Source organism: Flagellimonas oceani (genome assembly GCF_011068285.1).
GTDB lineage: Bacteria > Bacteroidota > Bacteroidia > Flavobacteriales > Flavobacteriaceae > Flagellimonas > Flagellimonas oceani.
Genome location: NZ_CP049616.1, coordinates 1999341 through 2015880, shown reverse-complemented (window position 1 = coordinate 2015880; position 16540 = coordinate 1999341). Strand labels below are relative to the sequence as shown.

The following is a 16540-nucleotide window of genomic DNA, read 5'->3' as shown; positions in this document are numbered from 1 at the left end:
TTTCACCCTTCAACCATTAACCAATAACCGAATAACCCAAAAGTAGACTCAAGAACCAAGACATAAGACATAGGACGACAATTAACTATCAGAAGTCAGTAGGCAGTTACCAATTGCCAGTTCGGGAACCTTTTATCCTTCAACCATTAACCCATCACCAAATAACCAAATAACCGAATAACCAAATAACCAAATAACCCAACACACCCATCAACCAATAACCCTTTGCGATAACTCCCAACAAATCACTATCTTTGCGCCCCTAAAACGCAAGGCGGGCAAATGAACAAAAAAGTCGCATTTTACACACTGGGCTGCAAACTCAATTTCTCCGAAACCTCTACCATTGCAAGGGGCTTTGAAAAGGAGGAGTTTGAGCGCGTGGACTTTTCGGAGGAGGCCGATGTGTACGTGATCAATACCTGTTCGGTAACGGAGAATGCCGATAAACGTTTTAAGACCATCGTAAAACAGGCCCAAAAAGCCAATCCCGAGGCATTTGTGGCGGCCGTGGGCTGCTACGCACAGCTAAAACCGGAAGAATTGGCCGAGGTGGACGGTGTGGATTTGGTGCTGGGCGCCACGGAGAAGTTCAAAATCACCGATTACCTGAACGACCTTACCAAAAACGACAAGGGCGAAGTGCATTCCTGCGAAATAGCCGATGCCGATTTTTATGTGGGCAGTTATGCCATTGGCGACCGAACGCGTGCCTTTTTAAAGGTTCAGGATGGCTGCGATTACAAATGTACGTACTGCACCATTCCGCTGGCCCGCGGAATTTCACGTAGCGATACGTTGGACAATGTACTGAACAATGCAAGGGAAATCGCTTCGCAGGACATCAAGGAGATTGTGTTGACGGGCGTGAACATTGGCGATTACGGCAAAGGGGAGTTCGGCAACAAAAAGCACCAACATACGTTCTTGGACCTTGTGAAGGCCCTGGACACCATTGATGGCATCCATCGGCTTCGTATCTCGTCCATTGAACCCAATTTGCTCAAGAACGAGACCATCGATTTTGTGGCGCAGAGCAATTCTTTTGTCCCTCATTTTCACGTACCCTTGCAGAGCGGTAGCGACGACATTTTAAAAAAGATGCGCCGCCGATATTTGTCCAATTTGTATGTAGATCGGGTAAAGCGTATCAAAAACGCCATGCCCCATGCCTGTATCGGGGTAGATGTGATCGTTGGATTCCCGGGGGAGACCGATGAACATTTTTTGGAGACCTATCATTTTTTGAACGAATTGGATATTTCCTATCTGCACGTTTTTACCTATTCCGAAAGGGATAATACCGTGGCTGCCGAAATGGGCGAGGTGGTGCCCAAAAAAGTGCGTAGCAAGCGTAGCAAGATGCTCCGTGGGCTATCGGCCAAAAAACGTAGGGCTTTTTATGAGAGTCAATTGGGAACGGTGCGCACCGTTCTGTTCGAGGGCGAGAACAAAAAAGGCTACATCCACGGATTTACCGAGAACTACGTGAAGGTAAAGGCGCCCTGGGACCCCGAATTGGTGAATACCTTGCACCAAGTGGAACTAACGGACATTGATGCGGATGGTCTGGTACGGTTCGAGTTTGTTTCCAGTGAGGTAACGGCATAAAAAAACCTCCCGATAAGGAGGCTTACATGCTTTTTGGATGTCCGGTCAGGATCAGATACGGATTCCTACCGGTAACATCTCTTTGTATTGCCTGTTTTTTCTAAGAAAACCTGCAATCTGTGGGCTAGTGGGCACAACCCTAAGGTTGTTTTCTTGGATTTCGTTCAATACCGCTTTAATAAAATCCTCTTTAAAACCCTCTTCGGTAATTTCTTCTGGAATAACCAGCTTTGTCAAAAATACCTTGCGCTCCTGTGAAGAGTACTCAATTTTGGCTAAATGCCCATTGACCGTAGTTTCAAATTGACGTAAGAAACTATTGTCAGTGATTTCCAATGTTGTCATATAGTACTTGTTTTTTTAAATGACCTTAGAAATACCGGAATAAGGCATTTCTATATTCCCCTGATTAAAAAAATATGTTCGTTTCGCGGGGTTGGCTGCAAAAGGGATACAAAATTAGTCAAAATATTGCTAATTTCCTAGTGCTTAGCGATATTTGGTGCCATATGTCCGATAATAAAACCCATGTGTACCTGATGCCGGGAATGGCTGCGAACGTTTCCATCTTTGACGGGATCGAGCTGCCGGAAAATCAATTTAGCGTACATAAACTGGAATGGTTTGTTCCCGAAAAAGGGATGAGCCTTACGGATTATGCCCAAAAGATGTGCGAAAAAATCCATGGCCCGGACCCTGTGCTATTGGGCGTTTCCTTCGGGGGGATGTTGGTACAGGAGATGGCGAAGATCATCCCCGTAAAAAAGGTCATTGTGGTATCCTCGGTAAAAAGCAGGCACGAATTGCCGAAACGGATGCTTTTTGCCAAGTACACCAAAGTACATAAGCTGTTGCCCACGGGATTGGTGAACAATGTGGAGCTGTTGGCCAAGTACGCCTTTGGTGAAACGGTGACCAAGCGCCTTCATTTGTACGAGAAATATTTATCCATTCGGGACAAGTATTACATTGATTGGTGCTTAGACCAGATCGTGAATTGGGAGCAAGAGACCCCGCCGGACAATTTGGTGCATATACAAGGTGATCGGGATGCCGTATTCCCCATGGTCAATATCAAGAACTGCCATGTGGTGAAAAATGGCACCCATACCATGATCATTCACCGGGCCCGATGGTTCAATGAGCATCTCCCCACAATTATTTTGGAATAATTTCGTCTTTATAATAGTATCTTTACATAACATTTAATCGGGAAGACATGAAACATCTGAAAAACATATTGGCATTTATAGGATTGATAGCTGTTGTGAGCACTTTGATTTTTGCCGTGCAGACCAATGAAGTTGAAGAGCAACCTGTAGCAAAGGTGGCCGAGCCGGAGACCACGGACAAAAATGTGGCGGACACCTACCAGATCAGTGCCATAGAGATTCCCAAGGACCTCAACTTTGCAGGTGAAGCCGTTCCGCAGGAAGACCCGGAAATCATGGAGCGGGTGGATCGTGAGTTTTTGGTGAACACCTATTGGCAGTCCAACGCACTTTTGTTGATGAAGCGGGCCAATAAATACTTTCCGATCATTGAACCGATCCTTAAAAAGAACGGCATCCCCGACGATTTTAAATATCTCGCCGTGGCCGAGAGCGGTCTGGAAAATGTGGTTTCCCCGGCTGGGGCCACAGGTTTTTGGCAGATTATGAAGGGTACCGGAAGAGAGTACGGCCTAGAGGTTAACGATAATGTGGACGAGCGCTATCATATTGAAAAAGCTACCCAAGTGGCCTGTGATTATTTGAACAAATGGAAAGATCGCTTTGGAAGCTGGACCTTGACCGCCGCCGCCTACAACGCTGGTCCTGCGGGCATCCAAAAATATATGGGCATTCAGCAAGTGGACGGTTACTACGATTTGTTATTGGGGCAGGAGACCGGACGTTATGTGTTCCGTATCTTGGCGATAAAGGAGATCATTTCCAACCGCGATAAATACGGCTTTCAACTGGAAGAGGAAGATATGTACGCAAAAGTGCCCACATTTAAGGTTGAAGTGGACACGGCCGTTACAAACTGGGCGGATTTTGCAGAGCTCTACGAGATCAATTACAAGATTTTAAAGCGCCACAATCCATGGTTGCGCGAGCCGCACTTGAACAACTCATCACGTAAAAAGTACACTATTGAAATCCCGAACAAAGGGTATTACCGCGTGGGGAGTACGGGGAGGTGATTTACACTTTTAGTTTTTTAGGAATTGTTACTACTTGCTGGCATTATCAATAATTTTATTTGCTAGTGCTCTGTTAATACCTAATTCTCCTTGCCATGAAGAAATGGGGAATTCGACATCGGCTCTTGGAAGGGAGCTTTTATGGATGTTTAATTCCCATTCGAGCTTTTGTTCATAGGGTACAAATGCATTCATAATGCTGTAATCGTTGTCATATGAATTTCTAAGTATTCCTAACTCAGCCATACACTTTACGATCCAGGTACGAGAAATATTGTTGCTTTTTGGAAGACAACGCTCCTTGGATAATCTCTTGAGTAGACCAGAGGGAGTTTCATCCCGAGGTGCTTTTTCAATAATGTCAAGTACTTCTAAAAAGGTGTTTTTTTCATCATCCGTAGCAATTACACCCTCAAAGGTTAGAATCTCTTTTAGATCCAAGAGTATTTCGCTATAGCCACCGAACCTGCAATATCCTATATATAGATCATACAGATTTTTGCTGTCATTGCTCCATACGGTGTCCTGTATACCACATACTCGGCAAACATTATTTTGCTCAAGTACATTGGCGGAGCAAGGTTTAAAATCATGAAGAGGCATGTTTTTGGCAAAATAGTAACTGAAAATAGGTTGTATTCCTCTATTGAAACCAGCCCCGACGGCCTTAATGAAAAGATTGGAGACCATGTATTCAAGGTTATGGTTCTCTATGATGTTCTTTAGTTCGTTTACAACTTCATTATGTTCATATTTTGTAATCCTGTTGGGTTCAAAATTACTGGCTTCAAGATGTTCTTGTTGTTGTGGAGCTAATTGATCGGTATGTCGGTAAACATCGATTTTCTTTTCAGGGTCATACTTCGAGTTCTCATACCTGTAGATTTTTGATAGAACTTTGATTAATTCTTTGTTCAGCATAGTTTGGATTTAAATAACTAAAGACATTTAAAAGGCACATAAACATGTGTTGATACATATTTAACTATATACCAAAGTTCGAGGGTTTCTTTCCTCGGGAGTACAGGGCGTTAAATTCCATTTTTCTCTTATTAGGTGACCTCCTTACTGAATTTTGAGTTTTAGTGCATCATAGGTATCCGTTCTTATGCCGATAAGTCCATATTTTGTTTCTCCTTTTTTTATGACCGTACCACTGATGTTGTATTCCAACAATTCAGTCTTTAACTTTTTATTGGCCGAACCTGCAACTATCATGTTTCCTCCCGCTATACCAGGACCCAAGACTAAACCAATGGGAGTGGAACTCGTTTCTACAGGTAAACCATTTGGGCCTGGTTTGGAAGTATAAAGGTTTAAAGGGGTCAAAAGTAAATACCACAGATAGGAAGCAGGACTTTGCTTTAGTGTTTTAAAGACTTTTTCATTTTCCATGATATAAACGCCATTGCCATTTTCATACTCCAATGCAACATCTTTACCAAACATTATATCCCGGTCAGAGTTGTTGGTAATTTTAACTGCAACCAATTTAACCCCGTTTTTTTCTTCTTTTTTCTCATATTTCTTATCCAACAGATCATATCTGTATTGAAGGGATATTCCACCAACTTCATTGGTCGAGATGTAATTGAGGCCTCCAGGCTGAATTGTTCTGTATTTGGAGGCACACCCTGTTAAGTATAGAACAACAATAAGAAGAACAGATGTTTTAATAATTTTCATGTAAGTATGGCATTAATCGGATTTGGTCGTGTTATTCGAAATCCGAAACGAGCGGCGAAGAAATAAGAAAACAGGGAAAAAAAGTACCCGCAATTGACGGATGGCCTATTTCAATTGACGGATGCAGATTTTACATAGTTTATACTAATAGGATATAGTTGAATTTTCACAAACGGTTTATTGTCCAATACTGAATACTAGAAATAAGCTCTTAGGTACATTGTTTTTAATATTTGAACAGGAAGTAGGGCGAAGGGAAATATGTTTCCACGTTTGATAGTAATCCTGGCGAAATGTATCCCCAATCGGAATATCCGGCATCCATCGCTGCTTGGGTGAGAATTTGTAGATGGACATGGCAAAACCAACCGCCGCTATCACTTTCTTTCCCGATATGCGCAAATTTTTGACCAGCTTTAATGTTTTCACCTTCGCTGACTGGGTGCGGTGTTTTCAAATGGCCATATAAAGAATAAAAAACTACGCCGTTGACATCATGCTTTAGGATGATATAGCCCCCGTAATTACCAACTACGGTTTCTTTCCCTGTTTTATGGACTTCGGCGTCCAGAGGGGAATACATTGGGGTGTCATACGGCACGATAATATCCAGACCGAGATGATAATACCGTTGTTCCTCGATAATATTCGGGTAAGCCCTTAGGAGACTCTTTCGCTCTTCCAAATATTTGCCAATGCCCCATTGGTGGGAAGATGCATCCAACTCGTCAAAAACCATGGTATTGAATTCCTCGAAATCGAATAGGTTGTATTCAAGATTCTTTGGGTTGTTGGATGAAAAATCAAAAATGTATGGTTCTCCTTTTAGGAAATCACCGAATAGGGGGTGAAGGGTAATACCGTTTAGGTTGAGGGGGAAATACATTATTGTATGGTTAATTATTGAGCAATAATTTTTGGGGAGTTACACTTATCGGTATCGTATAACCGTCAGTTACGGGTTAAATTAGCGATTATTTTCGGTTTAGCACAGGCTTTAGCAATTCCGAGTGGATTCGGACGTAGTTGAATCCGCCGTAATTGCGGTTATACATTGTTGTAGTGCGTTTTTTCATTTTTCAGATAACAGTTTTACAATATTCTGGCGATATTCCTCATCCTTTTCATTCAATTCGACAGTTCCGTTTTTTAAGTCAGGATTTAGATAGAATTCAGCGTATAGATTTTGCTCATTGTTGTCGTCAAAAAACAGCTTAAATTTAAATCGACCATTTTCTAAAGTTGCGTTTTCTCGGTTTAAAGGAAATATTGTGAAAGTCAGTTTTTCAGTCGAGAATTTCGTTTGTTTAGGTTGTCCGTAAAGTTTAGAAATTACACTTATCAGCTTATCGCTTTCAGTTCCGATTGATTGTATTTCAATTCCGTTTTCTACAAATCGTGTATTATCAAGCTCATTATTCACGATTCCGGCTGGAATTCCGTCCGCAATATTGATTTTTAGTCCAACAATCAGATTTTCATATTTTGCTTTACAAGTCAAACTCCAAAATCCATTGTCGATTTTTTCCTTTTTAGTGATTGTGAAAATTAAATCTTGCCAACCTTCTTCAGCGTCTTGATTTGAAGTCAGTTCAATTAGATTTTTGTTTTGACTAAATCCGAAAACGCTACTTAAAATTCCCATTATTAATATTAGTTTCTTTATTTTCATTAGGTTGCTCTCAAATGCACTACAACTATTAAGCTAAACGTCGTTTTAATGACGCTTTAGCGACAGATAAGTGAAGTTAGATTTTTTCTGGATAAAACATCAAAGGAAATTGACCAATGCCCCATTTGAATTGACGGATATGGACTTTGAGTTCATTTTGAGAGTCGACGTAAATTTAGATTGTACTTATCGGTTAGTCGATGAATCGTAGCTTGGCGATGGCCGGCTTTGATTTTTGGTATAGTGTTATATAACACTATATTTCTAAAGTTTCGATTGAACAATCATAGGTAGAGCTGCAAAAAATATATTTACCCTTTTTGATTAATTGAACAGCTCGTTCTTCAAATTTAATCTTTGCTTCTTCTTCGCTACCAAAAGATTGTTCTATATACAAACCATTTTTGTAATCTTCAGAAATCCAATGATTTTTATATAATGATGGTCCTTCCCAACCAGCAAAACCAATTCCAACTTTAATTACACCAGCCTTATTATTCGTATAGGAAGAAGAGTTTGCAGTAAAGTTTTTAATTACTTGAATTATTCTACGTTCATCTTCTTCTATACTATTAAGCGTACAAGACAGCGAAGCTATAATCATGCCAGGTCTATCTAAGAAGGATTTGGCAAAAAGGATAATTATTTTATTATGATATCTAATATATTGATTGATTGCTTTTTTACCGGTCCAAAAGAATAATTTGTTTGAACATCTATCAATATCCCTCACCATTTTTTTATGAAGTTTATTAATATCATCTCCAAAATTAAGCTGAAATCCAAATGGATCTTTTACAAAGGAATTGGAATCAAAATAATATAATTTGTAATCATTTTTTCCAATTGCCCAAAAGGTTTTATTCTTTTTATCGATTAAAAGAACTTCGTATAATCTTGCATTGGCCTTGGTCAACAATATTAAATCAATTTCATAATTTGTATACTTATAACTTTTTTTATGCTTTAGCAGGTCAAGAAGATTGGATACTTCATTATCAAATGTTCCATTTAAATAATCTTTGTAAAAATTTATAAACTTTTCTCTCTTTTTTTTAGAGATGAAATCATCTGTTTGATAAGTCTCATATATTTTCAACCATTCTTTTAGGGTAGACCTTTCTTTTTTTAATAAAACACCAAACTCAATGGCTTGTTTGTATATTTGAACATTTCTAAATCGTGACTGTTCTTTTTTAGTTTTTGATTTAAGAAAATCCTTATACCAATCAATGCTAGCTTCCAGTATATCAAATTTTTCAGCAATCGATAAATCAATATTGGTAAAAGATTTTTCCGACGAATAATTCCTTATAAAGCAATGGTCTTTAATTTCATTGTTTTTAATCAAGTTCATCACCATTGAATGATGTGTAGAATTCCATTTCTCTTCTTCGGCTGAGGTTAAATATCCTTTTTCTATAATTTCATCAATATCCATATTGTTTTATTTAAGATTTGGTTGTTATGTTGAATTGGCGGCATTTGGTATGCTCCCAAAAAATGAAACGAACTTGTACCCACGATACCAACAATATACTCTCAGGTAGCTTTTACAAGAAATATCGTTCTATTAAACGATATCAATGAATGTCCAAACAGGTTGAGTCTTTGGAACTAAACTATGGAATTTGAACTTAATAAATTGCAATGAATTTACGGATGGGCCATATGAATTGACGAATCGCCAATCCAATAGAAAAAAAAGAAGATAAGGAGTGGAGGAAGATTAAATCTTCTTCATCTGCTGCTGCATCATCTTGATCTGGTCGGTAAGCATGTTGTTCTTGTCCAACTTTTTGGCCTCGTTCAACAATTGGGTGGCTTCGCGCTTTCTGCGCTTTTGCATGGCAATGCCCGCCAAGCTCAATTTGGCCATGGCCACATCATAATCCATGGTGAGACCATATTTCAATGCCTTTTTAAAGTATTTTTCGGCCTGGGTCAGGTTTTTTTGTGAAAAGATAATGCCGTGCAAGTAGTTGTAGTACCCCACTTGTTTTTTGATCAGAGCGGACTCTGGGTTCTTTATTTTATCGAGCCACCGTTGAACCCCGTCCAAATCCTGCTTTCTCATCTTAAGAAAAGCCAACAGGATAAATTCATTCCTAAAGTACAGAAAAATGAACACGAGGGAGAGCAAGATCAATGCGATTCCGTTGCCAATATTGCCCTCCACAAACTGGTAAACGGCATAAGCAATGATAAGAACGGCAATAACGAGCTTGATATTTTTATTGAACATATGGTCTAGTGATTTTTACCTTAAGTTAAGCGCTGGCAAAAGTACTAAAAAGTTAATTAAATATTTTAAGTTTGGACTTGCCAAAGTAAAAAGTCTTCGTATATTTGCGCCCAGAATTTTTTAGGGAAAACAAATTTCCCATCAACAAAATCCATAAAACAGTTCGGAAATGAAAAGAACGTATCAACCATCCAAAAGGAAGAGAAGAAACAAGCATGGTTTTAGGGAGCGCATGGCGACTGCCAATGGTAGAAAAGTTCTTGCGAGAAGAAGAGCCAAGGGAAGAAAAAGATTAACCGTTTCCTCTGAGCCAAGACATAAAAAATAATGATAGTATCTATTATTTAAATTAAAGGTGTTACTTTTCTAGGTAACACCTTTTTTTTGACATATAAGCAAATAACGAGAAACCCCTAAAGAAAATGCCGAAAAGAAAAGATTTAAATTCCATTTTGATTATTGGTTCTGGTCCGATCATCATCGGTCAGGCATGTGAGTTCGATTACTCTGGTTCCCAGGCACTTCGCTCCCTTCGGGAAGACGGTATCGAGACAATTTTGATAAACAGCAATCCCGCTACAATTATGACGGACCCTGCCATGGCAGACCATGTTTATCTAAAACCGTTGACTACCAAATCGATCATAGAAATACTTCAAAAACACCCCAATATTGATGCTGTATTGCCCACAATGGGAGGCCAAACGGCATTGAACCTCTGTATCGAAGCAGACGAAAAAGGCATCTGGGAAGATTTTGGCGTGGAGATCATAGGTGTGGATATCGATGCCATCAACATTACGGAAGATCGTGAGAAATTTAGGGAACTCATGCTCAAAATAGGGATAGGTATGCCACCTCAAGCTTCCGCCACATCGTTCTTAAAAGGAAAGGAAATTGCCCAGGAATTCGGTTTCCCCTTGGTGATTAGAGCTTCGTTTACCCTTGGTGGGGCAGGAGCGGGTATTGTTCACGACCCGGAGCATTTTGATGATATGTTGAGCCATGGATTGGAAGTTTCTCCCATCCATGAGGTAATGATAGACAAGGCCTTAATGGGCTGGAAAGAATATGAGTTGGAGCTTTTGCGGGACAAAAACGACAACGTGGTGATCATCTGTACCATTGAAAATATGGACCCCATGGGTATCCACACTGGGGACTCCATCACTGTGGCACCGGCTATGACGCTTTCAGATAGTACATTCCAACGAATGAGGGATATGGCCATCCATATGATGCGCAGTATAGGGGACTTCGCAGGAGGGTGCAACGTACAGTTTGCCGTGAGCCCAGATGAAAAAGAAGATATTATAGCGATAGAAATCAACCCAAGGGTATCAAGATCGTCTGCATTGGCATCCAAAGCTACCGGATACCCGATTGCAAAAATCGCCGCTAAATTGGCCATCGGCTATACGTTGGACGAGTTGGACAACCAGATTACCAAATCCACATCAGCCTTGTTCGAGCCGACTTTGGACTACGTAATCGTAAAAATACCACGTTGGAACTTTGACAAATTCGAAGGTTCCGACAGAACTTTGGGACTACAGATGAAGTCTGTGGGAGAGGTGATGGGCATTGGACGTTCGTTCCAGGAAGCCTTGCACAAGGCCACACAATCCCTTGAGATCAAACGAAACGGCTTGGGTGCCGATGGAAAAGGGTACAAGGATTATGAGACCATTATCGAGAAGTTAAGAGTGCCCAGTTGGGACCGGGTTTTTGTGATCTACGATGCCATTCAACTTGGGATTCCATTGAAACGCATTCACGAAATCACCAAGATCGATATGTGGTTCCTTAAACAATACGAGGAATTGCACTATTTGGAACAGGAAATATCAAAATATACCATAGAAAGTTTGCCAAAGGCCTTGCTTTTGGAAGCCAAACAAAAAGGTTTTGCGGACAGACAGATTGCCCACATGCTGGATTGTTGGGAGAGCGAAGTGCACAGCAAGCGAATGGATTTGAACATCAATCGTGTGTACAAATTGGTGGATACTTGTGCGGCGGAGTTCAAAGCGGTAACACCTTACTATTATTCCACTTTTGAGGAGGAGGTAGAGACCGCCGATGGCGAGCGCTACGTAGCCAACGACAGTGTGGTTACGGACAAGAAAAAAGTTGTGGTACTGGGCTCGGGCCCAAACCGTATCGGACAGGGAATCGAGTTCGATTATTGCTGTGTGCACGGGGTGTTGGCAGCTGCGGAATGCGGCTATGAGACCATCATGATCAACTGCAACCCGGAAACGGTATCCACGGATTTTGATACGGCTGACAAACTTTACTTTGAGCCCGTATTCTGGGAGCATATTTACGACATTATCCTTCACGAGAAACCAGAAGGCGTAATCGTGCAGTTGGGAGGTCAGACCGCATTGAAATTGGCCGAAAAACTGGACAAATACGGAATCAATATTATCGGAACCAGTTTCCAATCCTTGGATTTGGCAGAGGATAGGGGGAGTTTCTCCACCTTGTTAAAGGACAACGATATTCCTTATCCAAGATTCGGTGTGGCCGAAACAGCCGACGAAGCCTTGGATTTGGCAGATGAACTAAAGTTCCCATTGTTGGTAAGGCCATCTTATGTATTGGGTGGACAGGGAATGAAAATTGTGATCAACAAAGAAGAACTGGAAGCGCACGTAGTGGATTTATTGCGTAAGATACCAAACAACAAGTTGCTGTTGGACCACTACTTGGACGGGGCCATAGAAGCAGAGGCAGATGCCATTTGTGATGGAGAGGATGTGTACATTATCGGTATAATGGAGCACATTGAACCCTGTGGAATCCACTCAGGTGACTCCAACGCTACTTTGCCGCCGTTCAACTTGGGCGAATTTGTACTGCAACAGATAAAAGACCATACCAAAAAGATTGCTTTGGCACTCAACACGGTTGGTTTGATCAACATTCAGTTTGCGGTCAAGGATGATATCGTTTACATCATCGAGGCCAATCCACGGGCATCGCGTACCGTTCCGTTTATAGCAAAGGCATACAAAGAGCCTTACGTAAACTATGCGACCAAAGTGATGCTGGGAGATAAGAAAGTAAAGGATTTTGACTTTAAGCCACATTTGGATGGTTATGCGATCAAGCAGCCAGTGTTCTCCTTCAACAAGTTCCCTAACGTGAACAAGAATTTGGGGCCAGAAATGAAGAGTACCGGTGAGAGCATCCTGTTCATTGATAGCCTAAAAGATGATGAGTTCTATAACTTGTACGCCAGGAGAAAAATGTACTTGAGCAAGTAGATAATATAATAAATCAGGTTATATAACCCTTATTATGGAAATATGTCAGTTCGAGTGATTTTTCTTTGAAAAAATCGTATCGAGAACCGCAGCATCAAGCTAAGGCTCTATTCTCGACACAAAATTCCTTAGGAATTTCACTCGAATTGACAATTAAGGGAACAAACAAGCACCTTAACCTTTAAAGCGGTTTCCTAATCGGTAAGTTCAAAAGATTCGGCAATCGTTTTAAAGGTTTTTTTATGCTCCTCCTTTTTGTTCTTTAGGGTCCAGCACATGAGCATATAAACCTTTTCGTTTCCATCAATAAAGGTCAAGAAATACGAGATTTCGTCGTCCACACCGTTTACCTTGGCATCTAGCTCCAAGGATTCTGCATCTAAACCATTGACCTTATAAGATTTTGAATTGGATTTGTTGATGATTTCCGTTGTCCTGGACAGTATCTTAAGGCGTGCGTCCCTATAGTTCTGCAATACGGAAAGTTCATCGTCATATTGCTCCAAATCCCTGTAAACCTCCTCAAAACCAGCTTTGGGTTCTTCAATAATGATCAAATAGGTTTCCTTGAGAAGACTTTGAAATTGCAACGAAGCTTCCTCGTTCAGTCCCGTGGTACCGTTCATGAAGCGGGGAACGCTTATCTGATATTCATTGTTGATTTTTATGGTATTGAAGTCTTCATCTTTTGCCTCAGCATCCTTTTCATCGGACTTAAAGTTTTTACATGCTGTGCAGCAAAGTACCAGTGTACATAAAAAAGCAAATTTGATTCTCATAACAACTTTGAGGTATTTAGCACACACTAATATAGGGTATATTTGTTTGAATACGTTAAACAAAAAAGGCCCAAATATGGGCCTCTGCAAGATTATTTTGCGCAAAGTACTCAATTCGGTATAGGTTTATGGGTGCTTATCGCAATTCGGTTCCACGCATTTATGGTGATAATGGCCATTATTATTTGGGAGAGATAATGTTCGTCAAATAATTTGATGGCGTTCTCGTAGGTTTCTGTACTAAGTCCATTTTTATGGACCAAGGTAATCTCTTCAGTAGCCTTTAAGATTACCCGTTCCTCTTCGGAGAAAAGCTCGGTCTCCCACCAAGCATCCAATAAAAACAATCGTTTTGCGTCCTCTCCCAACTTTAGGGCATCCTTGGTGTGCATATCCAAACAAAAGGCACATCCATTGATTTGGGACGCCCTTATTTTTATCAACTCATAATGGGTTTTGTCCAGCTGGCTTTGTTGTAGATATTTTTCCAGGCCGAACATAGCTTTAAAGGCCAAAGGTTCCACAGCATCAATTTGAATTCTTTTTTCCATAATGGTATCTTTTAGAATGATGACGCTAAGGTATTTCAATCGGGGGCCAGAAAAATTAAACGGGTTTAAGAACGATTCTTGGCCCGTATCTCACTTACATATTCCGGGGTCAACCCTAAAAAAGAAGCGATCAAGTATTGTGGAACACGTTGGGCAAACTCAGGAAAATGCTCCGTAAAATGAAGATAGATTTCCTCTTTGGACAAATCATAGACGTATTTTACCTTGATCAACGAGGCCCCATAAGCAATTTGATAAATGGTCCTAAAATAGCGCTCTAGTACGGGAAACTCCTTGAGCAACAGCTCCTGTTGTTCGTTGCTAATGCATAAAACCTGACTTTTTTCCACGGCCTGTACATTGAAATCTGTATTTGTACGGTTCTGGAAAGCCAAAAAATCAGTCAGCCACCAACCCTCCAAAGCAAACTGCACCGTACGTTCTGCGCCATTTTCCGATGTAAAGTACATATGTAGGCAGCCCTTGATTACAAAGTAATTGTGGTTGCAAGGATTGCCCGCTTGCATCGCTATTTCCTTTTTGGCTAAAGTGAGCGTTTCAAAGTGGGACAGTATTTTAGGAAAATCGGTATCCTCAAAAGAAACATATTTTTTTAAATGATGGTAAAAAGGGTGTTCGGTAGCTTTCAAAACGGAATGGTAACTTTTGCATGTAAATTAATGGAAAAGATTCAATTTGGACGTTTTTTCGTTCAAGTCATCAGTTGAAAAGTTGGGGTTCCGGGGAAATTTAAAAAGTACAATTTGTTTAATTCTAATTTTTGACCGGCGTTTACGAAATTTTCATCAAGAAAAATAGTCCACTAATCGATTTTAACCATAATTAACAACAACCATTTGTTGGATAACATTGGGTAACATAGCTTTGTCCCTTGAAATGAAAAAGGCATTTGCAAAATATTTGTTTCCGCTCTTTATCCTACTATTGGGTGGATTCGTCAATTTATATGCAGACTCGCAAACAACTACAGATGCGAATAATGCCTGCCATCTTCAAGATTTAGACAACCATCGCTCCGCTGCCACGTTCAACGCGCTCCAATTGGGATTGGAAAAAAGGCATTGCGCCGAAATCGACGTTGAGGAAAAGGAGGAGCGAGAGGAAGAAGTAGCATCACATAGTTTTTCAGTAAAACAGGGCACTATTTCTGCCGCCTATGAATTTGCCGCCTCATGGGGGCAACTGTTTTTGGAATCTAACGGTAATTTTGGGTTGGAACGGCCCAAATTGTCTTCTCCCATAAAGAAGCATGTTAGATTTCAGGTTTTCCGTATTTAGAATTTTTATTTAAGCAAGGCCGAACCTGTGCTTTGCTGCATCTACAAACCTTTGGGTAACAATCAATAACCAAGGGCAGGTCCCTTTACATGGATTCGGACTTCCCTTGACCATTTTCTAAATATTTTTTAAACCAGTAAAACTATGAGGAGATTTTCCATCTTCATCGGCTTGCTTGTAGCGATGTGCTATGTGAGCTGCGAATCCAAAAAACACGAAAACAAAGAAGAAACCAAATATCTTGTTTCAAGTCCAATACAGTTGGATACCTCTATAACCAAGGATTATGTCTGCCAAATTCATTCGGTCAGGCATATCGAATTAAGGGCCTTGGAAAAAGGTTATCTGCAGGATATTTATGTAGATGAAGGTCAATTCGTAAAAAAGGGACAGCGCATGTTCCATATCATGCCCAACGTGTACCAAGCTGACCTACAAAAAGCCAAAGCAGAGGCAGAGGTTGCCGAAATCGAATACCAGAACACCAAATTATTAGCAGATGGTGAAGTAGTATCGGCCAACGAACTGGCCATGGCAAAGGCCGAATTTGACAGGGCCAAGGCAGAGGTCGCATTGGCGGAGACCCACTTGGGCTTTACCAATATCAAGGCTCCGTTCGATGGTATAATGGACCATCTTGAGGTTAGGGAAGGTAGCTTGTTGGACGAAGGAGAGCTGCTGACCAAACTCTCGGATAACTCGCAAATGTGGGTCTATTTCAATGTGCCCGAAGCAGAGTACCTCGACTATATAATAAGCGCCAAGAAAAATGAGAAACAAAAGGTGGAACTATTGATGGCCAACAACAAGAGGTTCAATCAGCCCGGGGTGGTCGAGACCATTGAGGGAGAGTTCAACCACGAAACGGGAAACATTGCCTTTAGGGCCACATTCCCAAATCCGGATGGCATTCTTAGGCATGGTGAAACCGGAAGTATTTTAATGCGCGTTCCCTTGGACGGAGCAATGCTCATACCGCAAAAGGCAACATTTGAAGTATTGGACAAAAAATTTGTTTTTGTAATCGATGAGAACGACAAGGTACAGCAAAGGGAAATTAAAGTTGGCGCAGAGTTACAGCACCTATTCGTGGTTGAAAAAGGCCTTTCTTTAAAGGACAAGATCCTTTTGGAAGGTATCCGGATGGTAAGGAACGGGGAAAAGATTCATTATCAATTTGAAAAACCCGAATCCGTGTTGTCGCACCTTGAGTTATATTCTGAGTAACAATCCC

General features: G+C 40.8%; 17 protein-coding genes. 7 read left to right on the top strand and 10 right to left on the bottom strand.

Going from position 1 to position 16540, the window contains the following annotated elements; genetic code table 11:
* Positions 1 to 282 precede the first annotated feature (282 nt).
* Entirely contained in the window at positions 283 to 1611 is a 1329-nt protein-coding gene (gene mtaB, locus GVT53_RS09325; RefSeq protein ID WP_166248400.1) for a tRNA (N(6)-L-threonylcarbamoyladenosine(37)-C(2))-methylthiotransferase MtaB, read from the top strand.
* A 51-nt stretch (positions 1612 to 1662) separates the two neighbouring features.
* Here the strand turns inward: mtaB and GVT53_RS09320 are convergent, their stop codons facing one another.
* A complete protein-coding gene (locus GVT53_RS09320; RefSeq protein WP_163626701.1) occupies positions 1663 to 1956 on the bottom strand; it encodes a GNAT family N-acetyltransferase in 294 nt (97 codons plus the stop codon).
* Between the two features lie 164 nt (positions 1957 to 2120).
* Between GVT53_RS09320 and GVT53_RS09315 the strand changes: the two genes are divergently transcribed.
* The gene (locus GVT53_RS09315; RefSeq protein ID WP_166248399.1) at positions 2121 to 2783 is read left to right on the top strand and encodes an alpha/beta hydrolase; all 663 of its coding nucleotides are present in this window, start codon (positions 2121 to 2123) and stop codon (positions 2781 to 2783) included.
* A gap of 47 nt (positions 2784 to 2830) precedes the next feature.
* A complete protein-coding gene (locus tag GVT53_RS09310) occupies positions 2831 to 3799 on the top strand; it encodes a lytic transglycosylase domain-containing protein (protein ID WP_166248398.1) in 969 nt (322 codons plus the stop codon).
* Positions 3800 to 3829: 30 nt separating this feature from the next.
* On the opposite strand, the gene GVT53_RS09305 is transcribed toward GVT53_RS09310, so the two are convergent.
* The 6 genes from GVT53_RS09305 to GVT53_RS09280 form a co-directional block, all read right to left on the bottom strand.
* Positions 3830 to 4720 (bottom strand): hypothetical protein, encoded by an 891-nt coding sequence (locus GVT53_RS09305; RefSeq protein ID WP_166248397.1) that lies wholly within the window; start codon positions 4718 to 4720, stop codon positions 3830 to 3832.
* A gap of 144 nt (positions 4721 to 4864) precedes the next feature.
* Complete coding sequence (locus GVT53_RS09300) at positions 4865 to 5335, bottom strand: hypothetical protein (protein ID WP_240905194.1); 471 nt, start codon at positions 5333 to 5335, stop codon at positions 4865 to 4867.
* Positions 5336 to 5711: 376 nt separating this feature from the next.
* Positions 5712 to 6371, bottom strand: coding sequence for a peptidoglycan DD-metalloendopeptidase family protein (locus GVT53_RS09295; RefSeq protein ID WP_166248395.1), 660 nt, complete (start codon positions 6369 to 6371; stop codon positions 5712 to 5714).
* Positions 6372 to 6557: 186 nt separating this feature from the next.
* Positions 6558 to 7157 carry a hypothetical protein gene (locus GVT53_RS20935; RefSeq protein ID WP_205791906.1) on the bottom strand — a complete coding sequence of 200 codons (600 nt, stop codon included), beginning with the start codon at positions 7155 to 7157 and terminating at the stop codon, positions 6558 to 6560.
* Between the two features lie 256 nt (positions 7158 to 7413).
* Entirely contained in the window at positions 7414 to 8598 is a 1185-nt protein-coding gene (locus tag GVT53_RS09285; RefSeq protein ID WP_166248394.1) for a hypothetical protein, read from the bottom strand.
* Between the two features lie 288 nt (positions 8599 to 8886).
* A complete protein-coding gene (locus GVT53_RS09280) occupies positions 8887 to 9402 on the bottom strand; it encodes a DUF2892 domain-containing protein (RefSeq protein WP_166248393.1) in 516 nt (171 codons plus the stop codon).
* Positions 9403 to 9571: 169 nt separating this feature from the next.
* Between GVT53_RS09280 and rpmH the strand changes: the two genes are divergently transcribed.
* Both rpmH and carB read left to right on the top strand, forming a co-directional pair.
* Positions 9572 to 9730 (top strand): 50S ribosomal protein L34, encoded by a 159-nt coding sequence (gene rpmH / locus GVT53_RS09275; RefSeq protein ID WP_072882462.1) that lies wholly within the window; start codon positions 9572 to 9574, stop codon positions 9728 to 9730.
* A 94-nt stretch (positions 9731 to 9824) separates the two neighbouring features.
* Positions 9825 to 12677: a carbamoyl-phosphate synthase large subunit gene (gene carB, locus GVT53_RS09270; protein ID WP_166248392.1), complete on the top strand. Its 2853-nt coding sequence runs from the start codon at positions 9825 to 9827 to the stop codon at positions 12675 to 12677.
* Between the two features lie 194 nt (positions 12678 to 12871).
* Here the strand turns inward: carB and GVT53_RS09265 are convergent, their stop codons facing one another.
* The 3 genes from GVT53_RS09265 to GVT53_RS09255 form a co-directional block, all read right to left on the bottom strand.
* Entirely contained in the window at positions 12872 to 13456 is a 585-nt protein-coding gene (locus GVT53_RS09265) for a hypothetical protein (protein ID WP_166248391.1), read from the bottom strand.
* Between the two features lie 110 nt (positions 13457 to 13566).
* Positions 13567 to 14007, bottom strand: coding sequence for a carboxymuconolactone decarboxylase family protein (locus GVT53_RS09260; protein ID WP_166248390.1), 441 nt, complete (start codon positions 14005 to 14007; stop codon positions 13567 to 13569).
* A 65-nt stretch (positions 14008 to 14072) separates the two neighbouring features.
* Positions 14073 to 14657, bottom strand: coding sequence for a Crp/Fnr family transcriptional regulator (locus GVT53_RS09255; RefSeq protein WP_166248389.1), 585 nt, complete (start codon positions 14655 to 14657; stop codon positions 14073 to 14075).
* Between the two features lie 247 nt (positions 14658 to 14904).
* Between GVT53_RS09255 and GVT53_RS09250 the strand changes: the two genes are divergently transcribed.
* Both GVT53_RS09250 and GVT53_RS09245 read left to right on the top strand, forming a co-directional pair.
* Positions 14905 to 15306 (top strand): hypothetical protein, encoded by a 402-nt coding sequence (locus GVT53_RS09250; protein ID WP_166248388.1) that lies wholly within the window; start codon positions 14905 to 14907, stop codon positions 15304 to 15306.
* A 144-nt stretch (positions 15307 to 15450) separates the two neighbouring features.
* On the top strand, positions 15451 to 16533 hold the full coding sequence (locus tag GVT53_RS09245; RefSeq protein ID WP_166248387.1) for an efflux RND transporter periplasmic adaptor subunit: 1083 nt from the start codon (positions 15451 to 15453) through the stop codon (positions 16531 to 16533).
* Positions 16534 to 16540: the final 7 nt, after the last annotated feature.